Source organism: Enterococcus sp. AZ063 (assembly GCF_051715045.1).
Classification (GTDB): Bacteria; Bacillota; Bacilli; order Lactobacillales; family Enterococcaceae; genus Enterococcus_D; species Enterococcus_D casseliflavus.
The window spans coordinates 1,262,194-1,280,524 of the sequence record NZ_JBIOTA010000001.1 but is presented as its reverse complement, the minus strand read 5'-3'; the positions used below and the strand labels follow the sequence as shown (position 1 = coordinate 1,280,524).

Annotated in this window: 17 protein-coding genes; 2 read left to right on the top strand and 15 right to left on the bottom strand. The window is 37.7% G+C overall.

The features are described 5' to 3' along the window. Nucleotides 1-5: 5 nt before the first annotated feature. From IGK61_RS05920 to IGK61_RS05870, 11 genes are read right to left on the bottom strand one after another with little or no spacing between them, the layout of a single operon-like run. On the bottom strand, nucleotides 6-1,157 hold the full coding sequence (locus IGK61_RS05920) for a glycosyltransferase family 2 protein (protein WP_074535082.1): 1,152 nt from the start codon (nucleotides 1,155-1,157) through the stop codon (nucleotides 6-8). A 12-nt stretch (nucleotides 1,158-1,169) separates the two neighbouring features. Then, nucleotides 1,170-1,796, bottom strand: a complete 627-nt coding sequence (locus IGK61_RS05915; protein ID WP_074535081.1) for a sugar transferase — start codon at nucleotides 1,794-1,796, stop codon at nucleotides 1,170-1,172. After that, a complete protein-coding gene (locus tag IGK61_RS05910) occupies nucleotides 1,789-2,907 on the bottom strand; it encodes a DegT/DnrJ/EryC1/StrS family aminotransferase (protein ID WP_074535080.1) in 1,119 nt (372 codons plus the stop codon). The genes IGK61_RS05915 and IGK61_RS05910 overlap by 8 nt, the downstream gene beginning before the upstream one ends. Nucleotides 2,908-2,909: 2 nt before the next feature. After that, complete coding sequence (locus IGK61_RS05905; RefSeq protein WP_074535079.1) at nucleotides 2,910-3,401, bottom strand: hypothetical protein; 492 nt, start codon at nucleotides 3,399-3,401, stop codon at nucleotides 2,910-2,912. Next, nucleotides 3,388-4,062, bottom strand: a complete 675-nt coding sequence (locus tag IGK61_RS05900) for an acetyltransferase (protein WP_074535078.1) — start codon at nucleotides 4,060-4,062, stop codon at nucleotides 3,388-3,390. Before IGK61_RS05900 ends, IGK61_RS05905 begins: the two co-directional genes overlap by 14 nt. Continuing rightward, entirely contained in the window at nucleotides 4,046-5,863 is a 1,818-nt protein-coding gene (locus tag IGK61_RS05895; protein ID WP_074535077.1) for a polysaccharide biosynthesis protein, read from the bottom strand. Before IGK61_RS05895 ends, IGK61_RS05900 begins: the two co-directional genes overlap by 17 nt. 12 nt (nucleotides 5,864-5,875) lie before the next feature. Next, nucleotides 5,876-6,640: a tyrosine-protein phosphatase gene (locus tag IGK61_RS05890; protein ID WP_074535076.1), complete on the bottom strand. Its 765-nt coding sequence runs from the start codon at nucleotides 6,638-6,640 to the stop codon at nucleotides 5,876-5,878. Nucleotides 6,641-6,663: 23 nt separating this feature from the next. After that, the gene (locus IGK61_RS05885; RefSeq protein ID WP_005234973.1) at nucleotides 6,664-7,371 is read right to left on the bottom strand and encodes a CpsD/CapB family tyrosine-protein kinase; all 708 of its coding nucleotides are present in this window, start codon (nucleotides 7,369-7,371) and stop codon (nucleotides 6,664-6,666) included. Nucleotides 7,372-7,380: 9 nt separating this feature from the next. Next, entirely contained in the window at nucleotides 7,381-8,160 is a 780-nt protein-coding gene (locus IGK61_RS05880; RefSeq protein WP_008378786.1) for a YveK family protein, read from the bottom strand. Between the two features lie 15 nt (nucleotides 8,161-8,175). After that, nucleotides 8,176-9,108 (bottom strand): LCP family glycopolymer transferase, encoded by a 933-nt coding sequence (locus tag IGK61_RS05875; RefSeq protein ID WP_074535075.1) that lies wholly within the window; start codon nucleotides 9,106-9,108, stop codon nucleotides 8,176-8,178. Between the two features lie 49 nt (nucleotides 9,109-9,157). Further along, the gene (locus tag IGK61_RS05870; RefSeq protein WP_074535074.1) at nucleotides 9,158-10,027 is read right to left on the bottom strand and encodes a hypothetical protein; all 870 of its coding nucleotides are present in this window, start codon (nucleotides 10,025-10,027) and stop codon (nucleotides 9,158-9,160) included. An 854-nt stretch (nucleotides 10,028-10,881) separates the two neighbouring features. Between IGK61_RS05870 and IGK61_RS05865 the strand changes: the two genes are divergently transcribed. Then, nucleotides 10,882-12,351 carry a helix-turn-helix domain-containing protein gene (locus IGK61_RS05865; protein WP_074535073.1) on the top strand — a complete coding sequence of 490 codons (1,470 nt, stop codon included), beginning with the start codon at nucleotides 10,882-10,884 and terminating at the stop codon, nucleotides 12,349-12,351. A gap of 222 nt (nucleotides 12,352-12,573) precedes the next feature. On the opposite strand, the gene IGK61_RS05860 is transcribed toward IGK61_RS05865, so the two are convergent. The 3 genes from IGK61_RS05860 to IGK61_RS05850 all read right to left on the bottom strand — a co-directional run bounded on the left by IGK61_RS05860 (nucleotide 12,574) and on the right by IGK61_RS05850 (nucleotide 15,262). Further along, complete coding sequence (locus tag IGK61_RS05860) at nucleotides 12,574-13,773, bottom strand: 3D domain-containing protein (protein ID WP_015509381.1); 1,200 nt, start codon at nucleotides 13,771-13,773, stop codon at nucleotides 12,574-12,576. 205 nt (nucleotides 13,774-13,978) lie between these two features. Further along, nucleotides 13,979-14,746, bottom strand: a complete 768-nt coding sequence (locus tag IGK61_RS05855; RefSeq protein WP_034868446.1) for a putative ABC transporter permease — start codon at nucleotides 14,744-14,746, stop codon at nucleotides 13,979-13,981. A gap of 138 nt (nucleotides 14,747-14,884) precedes the next feature. After that, nucleotides 14,885-15,262 (bottom strand): DUF7006 family protein, encoded by a 378-nt coding sequence (locus IGK61_RS05850; RefSeq protein ID WP_005234961.1) that lies wholly within the window; start codon nucleotides 15,260-15,262, stop codon nucleotides 14,885-14,887. 487 nt (nucleotides 15,263-15,749) lie between these two features. Between IGK61_RS05850 and IGK61_RS05845 the strand changes: the two genes are divergently transcribed. Next, nucleotides 15,750-16,373: a hypothetical protein gene (locus IGK61_RS05845; RefSeq protein ID WP_074535072.1), complete on the top strand. Its 624-nt coding sequence runs from the start codon at nucleotides 15,750-15,752 to the stop codon at nucleotides 16,371-16,373. A gap of 61 nt (nucleotides 16,374-16,434) precedes the next feature. Here the strand turns inward: IGK61_RS05845 and IGK61_RS05840 are convergent, their stop codons facing one another. Next, entirely contained in the window at nucleotides 16,435-18,312 is a 1,878-nt protein-coding gene (locus tag IGK61_RS05840) for a glucosaminidase domain-containing protein (RefSeq protein ID WP_074535071.1), read from the bottom strand. Nucleotides 18,313-18,331: the final 19 nt, after the last annotated feature.

The following is an 18,331-nucleotide window of genomic DNA, read 5'->3' as shown; positions in this document are numbered from 1 at the left end:
TTACTCTACCTTGTACTTTCTGCTTTTTCCCAAAATGGTTTGGATTTTCCAGTAATCTCTCTGTAGCCACCAATTAGCTGAGCCAATATTGTCATTACATAGTAAGAAAGAAATTTTAAATATTTATTACTTGAATTTCGACCAACTAATGCTAGTAAATATGCCATGAGCTGTAGAATAAACAAAAAAACATATATTGAGTTAAAACTGTCAATTGCTAAAAACAGATTTGTTATAAAAACAATTACATGCATTAGATATAGATTATTTCTAAGTGTTCTATGTGAGATATAAAAAAGAGTAAATAATCCATGGTCAAAGAAATTATATTTATTGAGATCAATAAAATTAATCATTATTATTTTACGTGACATTCTAATTTTCCGATTAAACTCATCATTATCTGTTTCTCCTGCTTTTTCAAATGCTATTGCTTTTTCATTGTAAAAAGCTTTTTTTCCTAAATTAACAAATTTAGGTGGAAATATACTATCATGACTATAAATTGGATTGATTTTCATATATTCTTTTTTTCTAACAGCATATATACTTCCATTACCAGCTGTTATAGAGGCTAAATCTGATTCGATTTTTCTCATCCTAAGATCCAGATCCCAATAGGTGGATTCTGATTCACTTGTTGAATTTACACTATTATTAGTGTAAACTAGTTTACCTGCTACATATCCTATCTCTGAATTTGATAATGATAACACAAGCTCGGTAACTGAATTTTTTTCTAACATAGAATTAGCATCAGTAAAAACTATAATTTCCCCCTGAGCTACTTCTACTGCTTCATCCTGTGCATTTGTTTTTCCTTTTCGTTCTTTCACAACATGTAACTTAACTATTTCTGGAAATCTTGCTACATATTGGTTAACTATTTCATTCGTTGTATCTGTGCTATTATCAGAAGCAACGATTATTTCTAGTTTATTAGCTTCATAATCCAAGCTCAACAAATTTAATATTTTTTTTTCAATGACAGATTCTTCATTGTGGGCTGGAACTATTATAGATACACTTGGACGATAACTATCATCAAATTTGACTTGCTTTTTATGGATAAATTTATTCAAAAGTTCAAGCAATATAGGATAACCTATCATGGTATATACAATTAATATTAGAAATAGATAAAATAAGCTTTTCATAATTCTCCCACTTTACTCTTCGTTACCAGTAAACCTTTCTTTGGTAGAACTGGTTGTCGAAGAAATACCTTCTTTAACTAGCACCTTTTTAATAGTTAAAAAGAAAATAATAATATCTTGTTTGAAAGTCACGCTATCGACATACTCACAGTCTAACTGAAACTTTTCTGTCCAGCTAATTGCATTTCTGCCATTAATTTGTGCAAGCCCAGTTAACCCCGGACGTACTAGATGTCTTCTTTTTTGTTCTGCATTATAAAGCTCTAAATACTCCACAAGCAACGGACGCGGTCCAATAATGCTCATATCACCTTTTAAAATGTTTATCAATTCTGGAAGTTCATCCAAACTAGTTGCCCGCAGAAGTTTTCCAAATTTAGTTAGGCGGATTTCATCTGATAATAAATTTCCCGCAGAATCTCTTTCATCAGTCATTGTTCGAAATTTATACATTGAAAATATTTTTTCATTTAATCCTGGACGCTGCTGTTTAAAGATAACCGGTGATCCTAACTTTATTCGAACTAATATAGCAACTATCAGCATAACAGGACTCAATACTATTAACCCTATCCCCGATAAAAGTACATCCAAACCTCTTTTAAAATATTTTTCATATACTCCTAAAGAATTATGCATTTTTAATCGCTCGCTTAATTGTTGTAATTACTCGTTGTAAATCTTCATCTGTCATCTTTGTATCTGAAGGCAGGCAAACACCTGTCTCAAATAATTTTTGTCCTACATTATTTCCAATATAGTCATATTTTTCAAATACAGGTTGTAGATGCATTGGTTTCCAAATAGGACGAGACTCAATATTCTCTTTCTCTAATTCATCCATTAAATAGTTTGGATCTATTCCATCAAGAGTGATTGCGGATAGCCAAAAGTTAGAAACACTATAATCATTTTCCGGCATAAAGTTTATTTGTGTCAGATTTTTTAATTCTTCTTTATAAAAGTCATGAATGTATCTTTTCTTAGCAACACGGTCATTAAGAACCTTTAACTGTCCTCTTCCAATTCCAGCCACGATATTACTCATCCGATAATTATAGCCTATTTCACTATGTTGATAATGACGTGCTTTATCTCTTGCTTGAGTTGACCAAAATCTAACTTTCTCAATTCGTTCCGCATCCTCAGAAACAAGCATCCCACCACCAGAGGTAGTGATAATTTTATTTCCATTAAATGAATAGATACCATATTTACCAAAAGTACCTGTATATTTCCCTTTATAAGTGGTTCCCAAAGATTCTGCCGCATCTTCAATCAATGTCACATCAAATTCTTGACAGATAGAAAGAATCTCATCCAACTGTGCAGCTAATCCATATAAATGCACAACAATGACAGCTTTTGTTTCTGGATACTTTTCTAATGCTTTTCTCAACGCTACAGGATCCATATTCCAAGTTTCTAAATCACTATCTACAAAGACAGGAGTAGCACCTTGATAAATAATTGGATTTGCAGTCGCAGAAAAAGTCAATGATTGACAAACAACAATATCACCTTGTCCAACCCCCGCCGCTTTCAGAGCCATGTGGATAGCAGAAGTACCTGAAGCTAATGCAGCTGCATGTCCAATTTTTACAAACGAAGCTAATTCCTGCTCGAACCCATTTACATTTGCGCCTAGTGGAGCAATCCAGTTAGTGTCAAATGCTTCCTTTACAAATTCTTGTTCATATCCTTTATCACTCATATGAGGTGATGCTAATAAAATTCTTTCTTTTTCCATTCTTACTCCCAACTTTCTATTACACGTGTAGGATTTCCTACATTTTTTGTATTTTTATCAATATTTCTAATAACAACACTACCCGCACCAACAATAGAACTGTCACCAATAGAAATATTTTGAATAAGTTTTGCTCCGACTCCAATTTCTATATTATTTTGAATAAGTGTGTGTCCGGAAATACTTACTGTTGGATATATAGAATTAAAATCACCAATTGTTGAATCATGTCCAATAGTAGAACCGATATTAATCATATTAAAATTTCCAATATTAATATCAGCAACAAAAGTTGTATTAGCCATTACTACATTACCTTCACCAAACTTGATATTGAATCCTATTAATGCTGTAGGATCGATTAAATTTGGAAACTTTAAATTTTTGTTTTTCTTTAATTTCTCTAGAATTATCCCTTTAATTTTAGGTGAGGCGACTCCAATAGCTACACCAATGGGTTCTTTCCAATTTACTAATTTATCAATTGCGCCCATTATAATCCCAACTTTCTATAACTCTCGCAGGCACTCCCACTAATTTTTTTTTATCATTTACTTTTTTTATTACTACACTACCTGCCCCTAAAATATTTTCATCTCCTATTTTAATGTTTTGAATGACCTTTGTTCCAACACCAATTTCGTTATATGATCCTATTTTAACATTGCCTGATATATTAACATTTGGATAAATAGAATTATAGTTTTGGATCTCACAATCATGTCCTATTGTAGAATGAATATTGATCATATTAAAATCCCCAATACGAATTCCTGCAGTAAATGTGGTATAAGGTGAAATTATATTTCCAATTCCAAACTTAACATCTTTCCCAATTAATGCTGTAGAATCGATGATATTCGGAAAAAACAAATTTTCATTGCTTTTATGTTGATTATAAATGTTTTCTTTGATTCTAGGATTTGCAATTCCAATAGCAATTGCAGTACCTTTACTTATCCTGTTTAAATAATTTAAATTTCCAAGAATGGGATAGCCAAGCATTTTTTTTGGGAGAGATTGATAATTATCATCAACAAAACCCAAAACTGTAAAAGTTCCAACTCTATCTAACAAAAATAAGATTTCTTTTGCAAATCCACCAGCACCAACTATAATCAATTCCGTTTGAATCACCTCATTTATTTGATTCATTTGCAAATTTCACGATTTCATTAGCCAATGTAGCACTCTCTTTAGGAAGTGCTTCTACAAAATAAAGTACCTCTTCCAATGAATATCCTTTGATATTTCCAACAAAAATTTTCTCAAAGACTGCTTCATCATTCCGTTCTTTATCCAATAATAGTTCTTCGTATAATTTTTCACCAGGTCGAATCCCAGTCTCAATAATCTCAATCTCTTCTTCGCTATAACCACTTAGACGAATCATATTCTTCGCAAGATCGACGATTTTCACCGGTTCGCCCATATCTAAAATAAAGATTTCGCCACCTTTAGCAAGTGCCCCTGATTGAATAACCAAGCGGCTAGCTTCTGGAATCGTCATGAAATAGCGGGTCATGCGAAAATCAGTCAATGTGATTGGTCCGCCTTTTGCTATTTGCTCACGGAATACTGGAATTACACTGCCTCTTGAACCTAAGACATTGCCAAAACGAACAGCAGAAAATTTCGTGCAACCTTTTTCATTTAAGCCGGTAACAATCATCTCAGAGATCCGTTTTGTCGCTCCCATGACGTTTGGTGGATTGTTGGCTTTATCTGTAGAGACCATTACGAAGTTCTTAACTTTCGCGGCTTTGGCAGCTTCAGCAGTATTCTTGGTTCCGTAAATATTATTTTTGACTGCCTCTTTTGGATTGTATTCCATCAACGGTACGTGTTTATGGGCTGCCGCATGATAAACGATATCCGGTTTGACTTCGTTCATGATTTCAAACATCTTTTCTCGATCTTGTATATCGGCTATAACGGGAACGATTTCGGTAATATTGTCTTTAAAATTGATTTTCAACTCACGGTCAATTAAGTAAATCGAGTTTTCGCCATGTCCTAATAAAACTAGTTTTTTAGGATTGAATTGAATCACTTGGCGACAAATTTCGGAACCGATCGATCCGCCAGCGCCAGTCACTAATATCGTCTTTCCAGTAATTTGATCTTTGATGGAGTCGATATCCAATTTGACTTCATCTCTGCCTAGCAAATCAACGACATCGATTTTCTTCAAACGTGATGTACTGATTTTTCCAGAGGCGATTTCTTCCATTGATGGCATCGTGTTGACTTTGACATGCAAAGGTTCAATTAAGCTAAAAATGCTCCGCAATTTTTTCCGTGACAAGGATGGAATAGCGATCGTAACCATATTGATCTCATATTTTTGAATCAATTCTGGTAAATCACTAATACAACCCAAGACTTTTTTTCCAGAAAGATACGTGTTTCGTTTATTCGGATCATCATCGACAAAGCCAATGATATTAATGTCACTTGCCGTTTTCGAACCTACAAAGCTATTGTAAAGAATACGACCGCCTTCCCCTGCGCCGACGATCAGGGTATTCTTGACAACCTCATTGGACGTCCCCCTCATGTTTTTTCTTTCAATAAAGATCCGCCAAATCAATCGACTAGCTATGATCAAAAAGAGCGAAAGAAAGTACGTAAAGATCACTAACCGCACGCTATAGGTTTCATCACCGAAAAATAAGATCACATTACATGTAAAAGCGCTGCATGATATAGCCAGGAAGATAGCAATCATTTCTTTCAAGTTCGTGTAACGATTGATCCGAGAAAAAACACGGAACACGGAACCATAAAACAGGTAGAAGCCGACAGACAGACTCACAGAGATCATTGTAAATTCCCTTGGAATCTCCACAAAGGGTCTCATAAAATAAACTGCTGCAATATTCGCTGCTATGATCAATAAACTATCTAAAACTATCAAAGTTACAATTTTTCTTCTTCTCGTTAATTCAAACAACCCAGTTGCCCCCTAAAATAACCCGAATTTCTTTTTTTTCACTTCTGTAAAAGCTGGAAAATTGATCTGATCCCCGTTAATCAAATCTTTTGCTACTTGTTTCATCAATGTTACTTTGAGCATGCCAAAATCTTGCTCAATTTCCTCATAAGCTTCTTTTAAATTAAAGGTGCGTTTTGTAACGCCATGCGCATCCGAAGCGACCATCTGAACAAGATTATGTTCAACCATTGTTTTTGCTGTTTTTTGGATTTCTTTTCCAAATACGCCGACATAACTTGGCGCAGTTAACTGTGCCAAACAGCCCATATCTAAAAAAGGGATGAGATTGTTAGGGTCTTTTCTAAAATGAGCATTCCGCTCGGGGTGGACAATGACTGGAATCTTTCCCAGCTGTAGTAAATCGAAGAATATTTGTTCTGTATACGTAGGCACTTCAATCGTAGGAAATTCTATCAAGATATACGTATCATCAAGATCTGTAAAAAGGATGTCATTTTTCTGTATATCCTCAATTAAATCTCCTGTTATCCTCACCTCTTGCCCCTCAAGAACTGTCAAGGGCAGGTTCCGTGCGTCTAATTCTTCTTGTAAAGAGGTAACGAGAGAAATGACCTCTGACTTCGGATTGCGGTATTTTCCATTGTTATGATGTGGGGTACAAAGGATATGCGTAATTCCTTGGCTAATCGCTTTTTCAGCCATAGCAATGCTCGCATTGATGTCTTCTGCACCATCATCAATTCCTGGTAAAATGTGGCAATGTAAATCAATCATTTCTCTCGTCTCCTTCAAATTAATTAATTTCCATAATAATAGTAGTAACCTGAATCTTTCGAGTGTTCGGCACCGTTATAGACCACCCCAATGATTCTTGCTTGAACCATATTCAAAAGATCTCTCGCTTTTGTTAAGGATTCTTTACGTGCAACATTTTCTCGAACCACTAAGATCGTCCCATCTGCTTTAGATGCCATGATTTGTGCATCGGTGACTGCTACAACTGGTGGCATATCAAAGATAACCACATCGTAAAGGTTTTTCGCTTCTTCCATCACTTGGTTCATTCGTGCTGACCCAAGTAGCTCAGATGGATTTGGTGGTTTTGGTCCGCTAGTTAAGACAGATAAATTATCAATCACCGTTTTTTGAGCTGCTTCAAGGACGCTCGTTGAGGTACTTAATACGGTACTCAATCCACTCGCATTGTTTAAGCTGAATGTTTTGTATACAGTAGGCTTTCGCATATCGGCATCAACTAACAATACTCGTTGTCCTGATTTTGCAAAAACAACCGCTAAATTGGCTGAAGTTGTCGATTTCCCTTCACCTGGACCAGAAGAAGTAACAACAATGGTCTTGATTTGTTTATCTGCTGAAGACGCAAATTGAATATTTGTACGGATCGTACGATATTGCTCTGAGATTGGTGAAGAAGGATCAATTAGCGTGATCAAACTTACTGCATGTGTCTGTGTCCCAGTACGTTCTTGTTTTTTTGCCATCATTGTTCCCTCCTAGACCCGGCTACGACTACGGCGTGATTCTGCCGTTTTGTCGCCTTGCGGTTTCTTAATAAATGGTGCGCTTGGCTTTTTCTGAATGGTCGCAGCCAATTCTTTTGGTGACATTTGGGGTACAGTACCTAATACGGTAAAGCCTAATGTTTCAGTTACAAATTTATCATCTTTGACAGTTCGATCTAGCAGCTCCAATAAGAAGGCTAAGCCAACACCGACCATGATGCCTAGTACTAGACCAATGGCTAAGTTTAGTTTGTTGTTAGGTGAAACTGGAGTGGTACTAGCTACCGCACTTGAAATGATTGAGATTTTATCAACATTCATAACATCTTGGGCATTTTCTTGAAAGACTAATGCAGTCGTGTTGGCAATATTTTGCGCTGACACTGCATTGGTACTAGTTGCCTGAATGGAAAACATTTGTGAGTTCTGTGACTGGTTGATTGAAATGGATTCTTTCAATTGTCCGACAGTCAAGTCAAGGTTATTTTCAGATTCCAAACGATCCTTTACTTGTGTCATAACTAAGTCACTGACGATCATATCTTTATACGTATTGATCATTTGCAAGTTTGTATTCACATCGTTGGCATTGGTAGTTTCGGATTGAGGCAATGTCACAATCAACTGAGCTTGGGAACTGTATTTGGGTGTAATGACAAAGAAGGTGAATATCCCTGCTAAAGCTAAGCCAGCAAACATTGAAATAAAAATAGCAGCTAAGTGTTTCCGTAGAATTGCGAATATTTCTTTTAAGCTAATTGTTTCTTCCATCTTTTCTCCACTTTCCTATTCATTCTCTAGATTTAATTGAGCTTTCAACTCTTTTTGAACTCTTGCTAGTTCTTCGTCACTCACACGCTGATATGAGATGCCATCTTGCATGAATCCTTCCCCTTGCAACTGATCTTGTTTGATCGTTTGAAAGGCACTGCGATAATTAAATGCTAAGGTTCGCATGTCATCGAAACTCATATCTGTTTTCATGTTTTGCTCAACAGCATTTAAGATCGTTTGATATTGGGTGATTCCATCAAGACTCAAGACTTTCTTAACGATCCCTTCAACGATTTTCCGTTGGCGTTCTTGACGTCCATAATCGCCGTTTGGATCTTCATAACGCATTCTTGAATAGGCAAGGGCTTGTTCGCCATTTAGTGACGTACGTCCGATGGCAAAATCAAAGCCATCTTGCGAAAAGGTGATTTCATTGTCAACTTCAATGCCGCCAACCGCATCGACCAATTCTTTCAAACCAGCCATATTGATTGATACATAATGATCGATCGGAATATCCAAGAATTTTTCTACGGTATTCATTGCCATCGCTGGTCCACCAAAAGCATAGGCATGATTAATTTTATCTGTCGTCCCATGTCCAACGATATCAACATAGGAATCTCGTCCAATACTCACCACCGTCGTCTGATTGTCTTGTGGGCTGATGGTCGCAACCATCATGGTATCAGAACGGCCTTGTTCCACTCTGCCTAAATCACCAGTATCGATCCCCATCAGTAAAACCGAGAAGGACTCTTGTTGGGATAGATCGACATCATTTTCACGTAGGCGAACTTCTCGATCACGCTCGACTGATTGATAAGTTTCGTTAATTGAGTTTGACACATCAAAATATAGTTTGGCAGCGACACCGATCAATCCGATGACTAACACTGCAACGATTGAAAAGATAATTAAAAAGATTTTTTTTCCTTTTGACATTTGCTTTCCTCCAGTTATCTTAAATTTCCTTCAGCACAATTCAACTTATTTAATAGTAAGACGCTGAACTCATGTCTGTTCCAGTACCGTCTCCTGTTGATGTCTCGTCAGAATAACTTTCAGTTGAAGCTGAGGGAATATAACTGGTATAGCCTGTATACCCCATTTGTGCCGCAATTGAATTAGCGGACTCTGTAAAAGAATCTTTGAGTACTTGATTTCGCACTTGATTGATGCTATCAATCAGAGCTAAATAGCCATCCAAAGTCACTTCGCTAGTTACAACATTTTCTTGCAGCATAGCATTCAAGCTGGCTTGAATTTGAGTAATGCGATCCAATTGAGCGGTCGCAAACTCTAAATAAGCAGAAACAAGGTCTTTCCATGGACCATCTTCAAGAAAATTTAAATCCTCACGGACATTCCCTAAGTCCGCTTCTTTTAAATCCTCTTTAATAGTGACATTGTTCTCAGCAGCTTGCCAATTCGAAATACCTTCAGTAAACAACGCTGCTGTCTTAGCTTGTACTTTCACTTTTGCCTCAATCACTTTTAGTTGATCATCCAGCGCTTGTTTCTTTTCTTGAATCTCAACAGATTCGCCCGGCAATGCGCTCTCTTCGATTCCGTAATCATCTGCAGATACTTTTACTGCTGATAGTTTCGCGACAGTTTTCAAAACCTCTTCTTCGCTAAGATCACTTCGTAAAAACGTTTGCTCTTCGTTGCTGTACATACCAGCAATTTCTCCGGACAGTTCATTTAAGCGCTCTCGCTCGCTTGCAATCGCTGTCTGTGCGTATTCGACTCGTTGCTGATATTGTCTTTGGTTATTTTGTCGGTAACCTATCAAACATATTAAGATGGCTCCGATTCCCACAGCTAACACAGTCAAAGTCTTTATTAACGGCTTTCCCATGAACACACTCCCTAATTCAATTGTGCTTGTTTAAGCATGCTGCCTTCGTCTCACATAATAAAGGCAATTCTAGTTTATTATAAGAGAAATGTATCATTAAATAAAGGAAATTCCTGTTTTTTCTTTTTAAAGGTATATTTTTCGTCAATAAAAGACTTATACAGTGGCAAACATCAGTTATTTTAAATATACATAAATAACGTGAAGCATACTTGACAGTTTTTTTAAACCCTCATTTTAAATAATAAATAATTCAGTGATAATCGTTGTTCTCATCGTCTTTGAGAGTTGTTATATCATAGAAAAATAACCTCGAGCGATTACATTCGTTCATTTTCTCAACATCTTTTCATTATAAATAGAAAAGATAAGATTTTCAGAAAGAAAAGTTAAATACTTTTCTTGTTATTATAAATCGGTTTGGCAAAACTGAATATTTTTCTTGGTGCACTAAGGGTTTCTTTCGCGGTTACTATTTCTTTACGCCAATCGTTCCTGTTAAAATTATAAGTTATCTTCAGAAAACTGACTTTCCCCCTCAATTTCACCTCACCAACTTCTATCGGTTTATTTCAAATATAGTTAATCAATTAATTTTTATTTTATCGTAATAAAATTATCCCTCCTATCTTACTATTCAATGCCAATTAATTTCCTTCTTTGCACTGTAAAAACGTGTTTCTACCTATATATATGCCGATTTTCAGTTGATTTATAGAAAATGCAAAAAATCTTGCGCATACTCAGGTATAGATTTCACCAATCGATGAAATACGTGATTTGTTTTTTCTTCCCTATCTTCTTTAAGATGAATAAGTAAGATTTACGATTTTGTTCATGAAAGGAGCCACGTCTTGAGAAATTTTCAAATAAATTTTATTACCAACACTGCAACGATTCGATGGCTGAAAATTTTGATGGCATTCGAGAAAAATTATCAATGTTCGACTCAAGGTTTGGCAAAGATTTCAGGAAGTACCACGCGAACGATCGTGACGGATGTAACGGATCTAAAAGAGTATTTTGGCGACTGTTTATCGATCGACTCTTCTCACAAGGGGTATATTTTTTCAATCAAACACTCCGCTGTGTATTTAACGAAAAAACGTGCGCTGATTGCCAATGAGATTCTGTTCCATATCATCGAAAGTATTTTCCACAATGATCTTTATAGCTCATCGGAATGGGCAGAGAAATACCATATATCAGAAAGCACTGTTCTTCGCTATTTACGGAAAGTGCAACCGATTTTTTCTTTCTATCGTTTAGAGATTCAAACCAATCCTATTTGCTTCCTCGGTGAGGAGATCAATATTCGCAAGTTTTTCCATGATTTCTATTATGAATCAGAAATTACTGCCCATACGATCTTTCCGCCGATCGCCATCCAAAATATCACTGCTAGTGCTTTTTCAAGATGTTATCAACTCGACCAACATGCTTGTTCATTTGGTGAATTCAATTATTACTTGTATATCACCTTTGAGCGCCATTGTGCAGGTCAACGTATCGAGTTGCCTAAGCAAATAAAAAAAATATTCGAGCAGTATAATGATTTTCGGCTATTTTCTGAAATCAACGAGGCAATGAGTGAACAATACCAAAAAGAACTTCCCTATGAGGAAGTCCTTTATTTGTTCTTACTAGTGAAAACCCGTCGCTCAATCAGCAACTTGGCGATCGAACAAACCTTTTGCAGAGAGTATAATCATTGGCCTGAAATTAAGCAGCTTGCGGCAGCCTTTGTCAAAGATTGTTTGCCGGATACACAAGATAGCGCTCGCGATCGACTCTTAGTGGAGTCCTTTTTTACGGTAGCAAAAATCAAGCAATTATTATCCCCCTTATTAAATCATATGATTTCTGATACCGTTCAATTTGTCGAAGAGGCGTATACGGACGATTACCATCTATTTAAAAACTATCTGTTGACGCAACCATTAGCTAGAGAAATTTGGGACAGTAACACACTGGAGCACTTAGGAACGAGTCTTACGATGTACGTTACTTCTATTAAATCGTTGTACTGGCAAGCCAAGAAGAATATCGCTTTTTTGTTCGAAGGCCCCTTTTATTTATGCCAATTATTAAAATGCAAATCTGTTCGTTATTTGCGCAGTTCTCGGACCTTTTATTTCCCAGACTCCAATGAATTGTCGGCAGGCTATTTGGAAAAAAATCAGATTGATTTGATCGTTACCAACTATACGGAATACATTACCGAATATGCCCAAGACATTGATTATTTGCTATTCAAAACCTTTCCCGATGAGCACGACTGGGAAGCTTTAGAGGAAACGCTAAACGCTAATTTCAATCCTTGATTAGCGAACACCCGCCGTTTCCCTCGATCTGACCAAGCTATTCAAAAAATGCTCCTGAGAATGAGTGTAAGAGCTTGTGAGCAGTTTAACAATAAATCCAGAGCCTATCGCTTATGTCGTCACTGACGCAGCGATAGGCTCTCTTCTTATGCCTTCCTACATTATAAGTAAAAAAAGAAGCAGCCACTTCATTCAGTGAGCTGCTTCTTGCTAGTTGATTGATTAATCGAGGATCGTTACTTTTACTTGACGACGGCCCCATTGGATACATTGTGCGACATTATCAAAGTGAACATCAATGATGTTTCCTTTGATCGCGCCACCAGTATCAAGCGCTAGTGCTACGCCATAGCCTTCAACATTGACTAAGGTGCCTAATGGAATCACGCTTGGATCAACGGCAACTGCCATTGGATTTTTACGTAAGTCTGTACCACTTGCTGTAAAGAAACTAGAGCCAGCTTCTTTATACGAGTAAGCAGTTGATTCCATCATCAATGTTCGACCACTACTAGTATTGCTGTTGTTGCTATTGTTATTACTGTTGTTAGTTGTATTGCTTGAGCTGCTGTTCGAGCTATTGTTGTTGCTTGAAGAACTGCTCGATGATGAGCTGCTGCTTTCAGTCGTATTGCTGCTCGATGAAGCAGACGCTTGTGATTCAGAAGCGCTTGAACGTTCGGCAGCCTGGGCTGCTTCTTTTTCAGCTTTTTCTTTCGCTGCTTGTTCCGCCGCTTCTTTGGCTGCTCGTTCTTCTGCTGCTTTTTCAGCAGCTAAGCGAGCTGTTTCAGCTTCTTTGCTGGAAGCAATTTGTGCCAAAGTTGCTTCGTTTTCTTTCAATTGGGCTTGTAGATTCGCAATTTTTGAATCCAGTGTTTTGGCTTCTGATTCTAATGCGGTTTGATTTTCTTTCAATGATTGCTGTGTTGACTGTGCTTTTTCTTCTAAAGCTTCCAGCTTTTCTTTTTCTGCTGTCAATGAATCGATCTTTTCTTTTTCCAAGTTTTGTAACATCGTCATTGCATAGGCACGATTGATAAAATCTTGGATGTTGGATGATTCTAACAGTACCGTCCAGTCTCTGGTTGCCCCGCCATTGACTTGGATGTCTTTCATACGTTCCGCAACGACTGCTTCACGCTTTTCAATTGTTTCTTGTGCAGTTTTGATTTCTGCTTTGGTTGTTGCTAATGATTCTTCATTTTCAGCGATTTGAGCTTTTAGCTCTTCTACCTCACTGTATTTCGCATTCACATCAGTCAATGCAATCTGTACTTCCGTACTGATTTCCTGACTTTGCTGCATGACGGCACTTTCTTGCTCTTGCAATGATTCAAGTGACTCAGCCTGCGCAAAGATTGGAGAAACGATTCCTGCCGCAAAGACAGCGACAACGATTGTTCGTAGTTTCTTTGCCTTCAAAAAATTCCCTCACTTCTCACTATGGTTTCCAACATATCCTATTATACAAATTCTTAAGAAGAATTTTATTGCAGGACCTTTACAATTTATTACAAATTATCGTAAAAGTGGGTGTTTTCATCGTCTTTTCCGACTGAAATTAGTCAGAAGCGGGAAGAATCAGCATTGATAAGGGTTTATTATTTGTAATCTAACCGTAACAAACCTATTTTTTCCTACGAATGGCTTCAATAAATCGAGACAATTCCTGACTGCTTTTTATCTGATTGATTTCTAACTTTTGAAAGTTTTTTAAGAGTCTTCTTTGATGGAAATTCAATCTCGGTAGATTTTGTTTTAAAACGCGCCATTCTTCTGGAAACGCTGCGAAGCGCCCTTGCCAATCGTTTTTATATTGCTCAATATTTTCAGCCAATTCTTTTTTGTGCTGTTCAAAGGCTTGATTGACTTGTTGCACCGCTTTCTGAAAGGCAACCAAGTTAGCTAGGGTATAGCCCATATCAAAAGAGAGAACCATTAATAAGAAAACTGGCAATAAGAATCCTACTCGAGCACTCAATGTTTGAACAATCTCCAGCATTTGCGGATGAACAAATCGAACAATCAGCACACAGCACACGCCCCAAAAAAGAGAAATCGGCAATGCCACCCGTCCATTGATATTCAATGGGACTTCTTTATAATCCCACCATGAGGCATGAAAAAAACGCTCAAGTAAATAACTTGTCACATATTCAAGCACGGTAACCAACAACGCTGCCGCAAAGAACAGTGGAATCACTTGCTCATGCAATGGCCGTAAAAAATAGACAACGCCAAGAATCCCAAAGCCGTAGATGGGTGTGATTGGACCAATAAGGAAGCCCCGATACACAAAGTGCTTAGCTTTTAGTGAGCAATAAATAGTTTCCCAAAGCCAACCGATAAATGAATACAAGAAAAACAATAAAATGATCCGTTCAAATTGAACCATACCTATCCGCTCCTTTTCAAACTTTTGCAATGATCTGTGCAATCGTACTTGTCATCACAATCATACCACAAATCAATCGCTCTTATTTTGAATCAGTGTAGGAGCTTATTCCTCGTTTGAACGTTCTTTTTTCGTTGCTTACTGATCACCAAAGATAATTGATGGGTGCACTTGTTCTTTCAAACTATAGCCACACAGTTCTTTGTTAAAGGTAAAATGATCTTGTTCCACATTGGCAATGATCTCATCTTCGGAAAATCCGTGAAAATCGTAGTCATTGATGTAACTGCGAAGTAATACTAATTTTGCATCAATCAAGAGAACTCGTTGGATGTCCATCCAAAAAGCCATGTCTTTGTTTTTCAATATTTTTTTCAATTCTGCTTCCTGTGCTAACCAGTATGCATAGACTGATGGCATTTCACCTTTAATGGTTTCAGCAGATAATCCTTCTCTCATTTTTACTAGATACTCATTTACTGATTGATAAAACAATTTCCTTCCCCCTAGTTCCATTATTTTTAAACGTTGATCCTATGTTTCTTCTATTTCCTCGCCGCTTTGAGCTATCTTTCTCTATCCGACTGTTGCTGATGTCGCCTTTTTTGTATCGAAAGAAGCCATAGTATTTCGCAACAAAATTCTGACAATTATTCAAAACAAATAGATACATAAAAAACACACTATTATTTTATAGATATAACCGACACAATTTTTAACTTCACTATTCTTTTAATGCTTCCTTTCTTTTCTAAAGCATAGCAAAAGTCGCCCCGTATTTATAATCAACTTTTGCATCAATCTAAGAAAAAAGTGAAAATAAGCGGTAATAGTCAGTTATTTCCGCTTCATTTTTTTAAATTTACTATTTAACATTCCTTTATTTTTTTCGATTCATGCAATAACTGAGAATATTTTATTGCGTTATTTCCTTTCCTATTATACGATTAACTAAATAATGTTGGTTATTTGAAAATAAAAAACAAAGGGGAACGTGAGAATAATGAGAAAAAGTGTTGTTTTTAGTTTATTGGGGTTCACACTTCTTTTTGCTGGCTGCACGCCAAAAGAGGAGAAACCAGCTTCAGAAAGTACGGAAAATGCAAGCGCTACAAGCTTATCTATGACTTCGTCAACAGAAGTCGCCCAAGAATCAACGGTCTCTTCCAGCGAAGCGGCTTTACCGAGTTCGGAACAAACTATCACAGGCGTGAGCGGAACAAACTATACCATCGATTTACCTAGCAATTGGCAAGAGGTACCTGATTTCACTTCATTGAATCCTGACAATGATTTCATGTTGTCCGATGCGTTAGAAACGAAATACTTAGCTGCAGTCGTTGAATCGAAACAAGATTTTGCCGATTTAGAAACTTATCTCGGATTGGTTCAAGAAAATTTGGCAACGAGCTTCGATACGACTGCCACCTTTTTACCAATTCCTGACACGAAGGCCTATTTCGTTGATTTCCCAGCGACAGTTGAAGGGCTAAATATCCACTATATTTATTATGTACTTGAAACCGAAAATAATTACGTTCAGTTGTATGGTTGGACGTTAGAAAGCTTGTACGACTCTTCAAAAGAGGAACTAACAGCGATCATGAACAGCTTCAAAGAAGAATAAACAAACATCTGTAACCATTTTGGCAAATAGCCGCAAAAATGGTTGCAGATGTTTTTTCTTTTTATCTACGGACTACAAGTCGTTGCCCTACAAGAATCAATGGGCCAGAAAGATTATTCCACTGCATCAACTGATTGACAGTCACACCATAGCGTTGCGAAATCCCCCATAGAGTGTCTCCCGAACGCACGGTATAGGTGGTGCTGTTTGATGAGGAAGCGTTCGTTTCTTGAACATACGCTGCACTTACCCAGCCACGCCCTTCAATTCGATACCAGACATTGTTACCATTGACGCTAGTTCCGGTCTTTTGCGCAACTGCGCGAAAAGAGGAGTTGTTTAACAAAGAACCAACAATTCTAGCACTGGTAGACGCATCAGAGCGAATATTCAATGTTGCGGTGGTGCGAAACTCTTTATTGATGCTTTGTTCAGAGCTATTACTTCCAGCGGTCACTTCTGTCACGTACGCAGCGCTCACCCAGCCGCGTCCTTGGATTCGATACCACACATTGTTGCCGTTGACACTCGTTCCCGTCTTTTGAGCGACTGCTCGAAATGTTGCATTGCTTGCCAAGGAGCCGACAACAGAAGCGCTAGTCGATGCGTCGGAACGGATGTTCAAGGCGGTGGTGGTGCGAAACTCTTTGTTGATGCTTTGTTCGGCATTGTTGTTATTGTTATTATTATCGTTGTTATTATCATTATTATTGTTGTTATCATTCCCACCCGTATTCGATGAGATCTCCGTCACGTGAGCGGCACTTACCCAACCACGTCCTTGAATTCGATACCACGTCGTATTGCCGTTCACACTGGTGCCGCTTTTTTGCGCTACTGCTTCAAATGTTGCGTTGGCAGCCAATGAACCCACGATCGAGGCGCTGGTGGAAGCATCTGAACGGATATTGAGTGCTGCATTTGTTCTGAATTGCTTATTGATCGCCTGTTCAGAATTGTTATTGTTGTTATCATTGTTATCATTTGAACCGCCACCACTTGATGTATCGTATTGGGTCAAATTGTACGTTTCAATCAAGTTGTTTAGCTTACTTGCATAAGCCGTGTCGGTGGCATAGCGTCCTTGCAGCCATTGTGTCGCGTCACGATAAGAATTCGTATTAGACTTCCATGCCCCATGGTAGAAGAAAACACCCGGCGAAAATGAGGTGGTTCTCAAAACGTGCGCATTGTCTTGAAAAGATTCTTTTAATGAAGGGTATTTACGAAACTTCGCAATAATCGGATAGAGGTTGCCATTCCCGTCATCTTCCAAGGTTTGCATCTCTACAAATTGTCCATTGTAAGATCCCTTGATACCAAACATATTATTGGCAAGAGTAGTCAGCGTGGATTGCCCCCAACCTGATTCTAAGATCGCTTGCGCAATCATGACTGAAGCGTAGAGGTCATTTGCCCCCGCCACTTCTTGTGCCATTGGTCCTACTTGCTGAATAAATGCTTGCTGATTATTAGAACGTGCCATTGGATTGTTGTAGTTGGGCATGACCTTCGTTTCAATGGCGATCCGCTCTTCTTCTGACAGAACAGGAATGTCACGATCGATTTCTGCTTCATTCTGTTCAGAAGCATCATCTGCTGGTTCATTTTCGGGTACGTCTTGAATTTCTACTACATCCGAACTTTCAGCTTCTGATGGTTCGGTACTATCTTGCGTTGCTGGTGATCCCTCGTTCACTTCTTGATCTTCTACAATGCTCACGGAATCTTGCGTCGATGTGTCTTGGGTTGACTCTGCTGTTTCAACTACTTGAACACCATTTTGGGTTTCTGCTGACTCAAGTGTATCTGCTAAGACATTCATCGGCAAAATATTCACCGTACTAACAAGTGCAGCGGTTGCCGCCGCACTTTTACGGTAAAGAAGCCCTCTTTTTTGTTTCTTCGCACGATAACGAAGCTGTTTTCTTTCTTCCATTTGTCTCTCCTTAAAACTA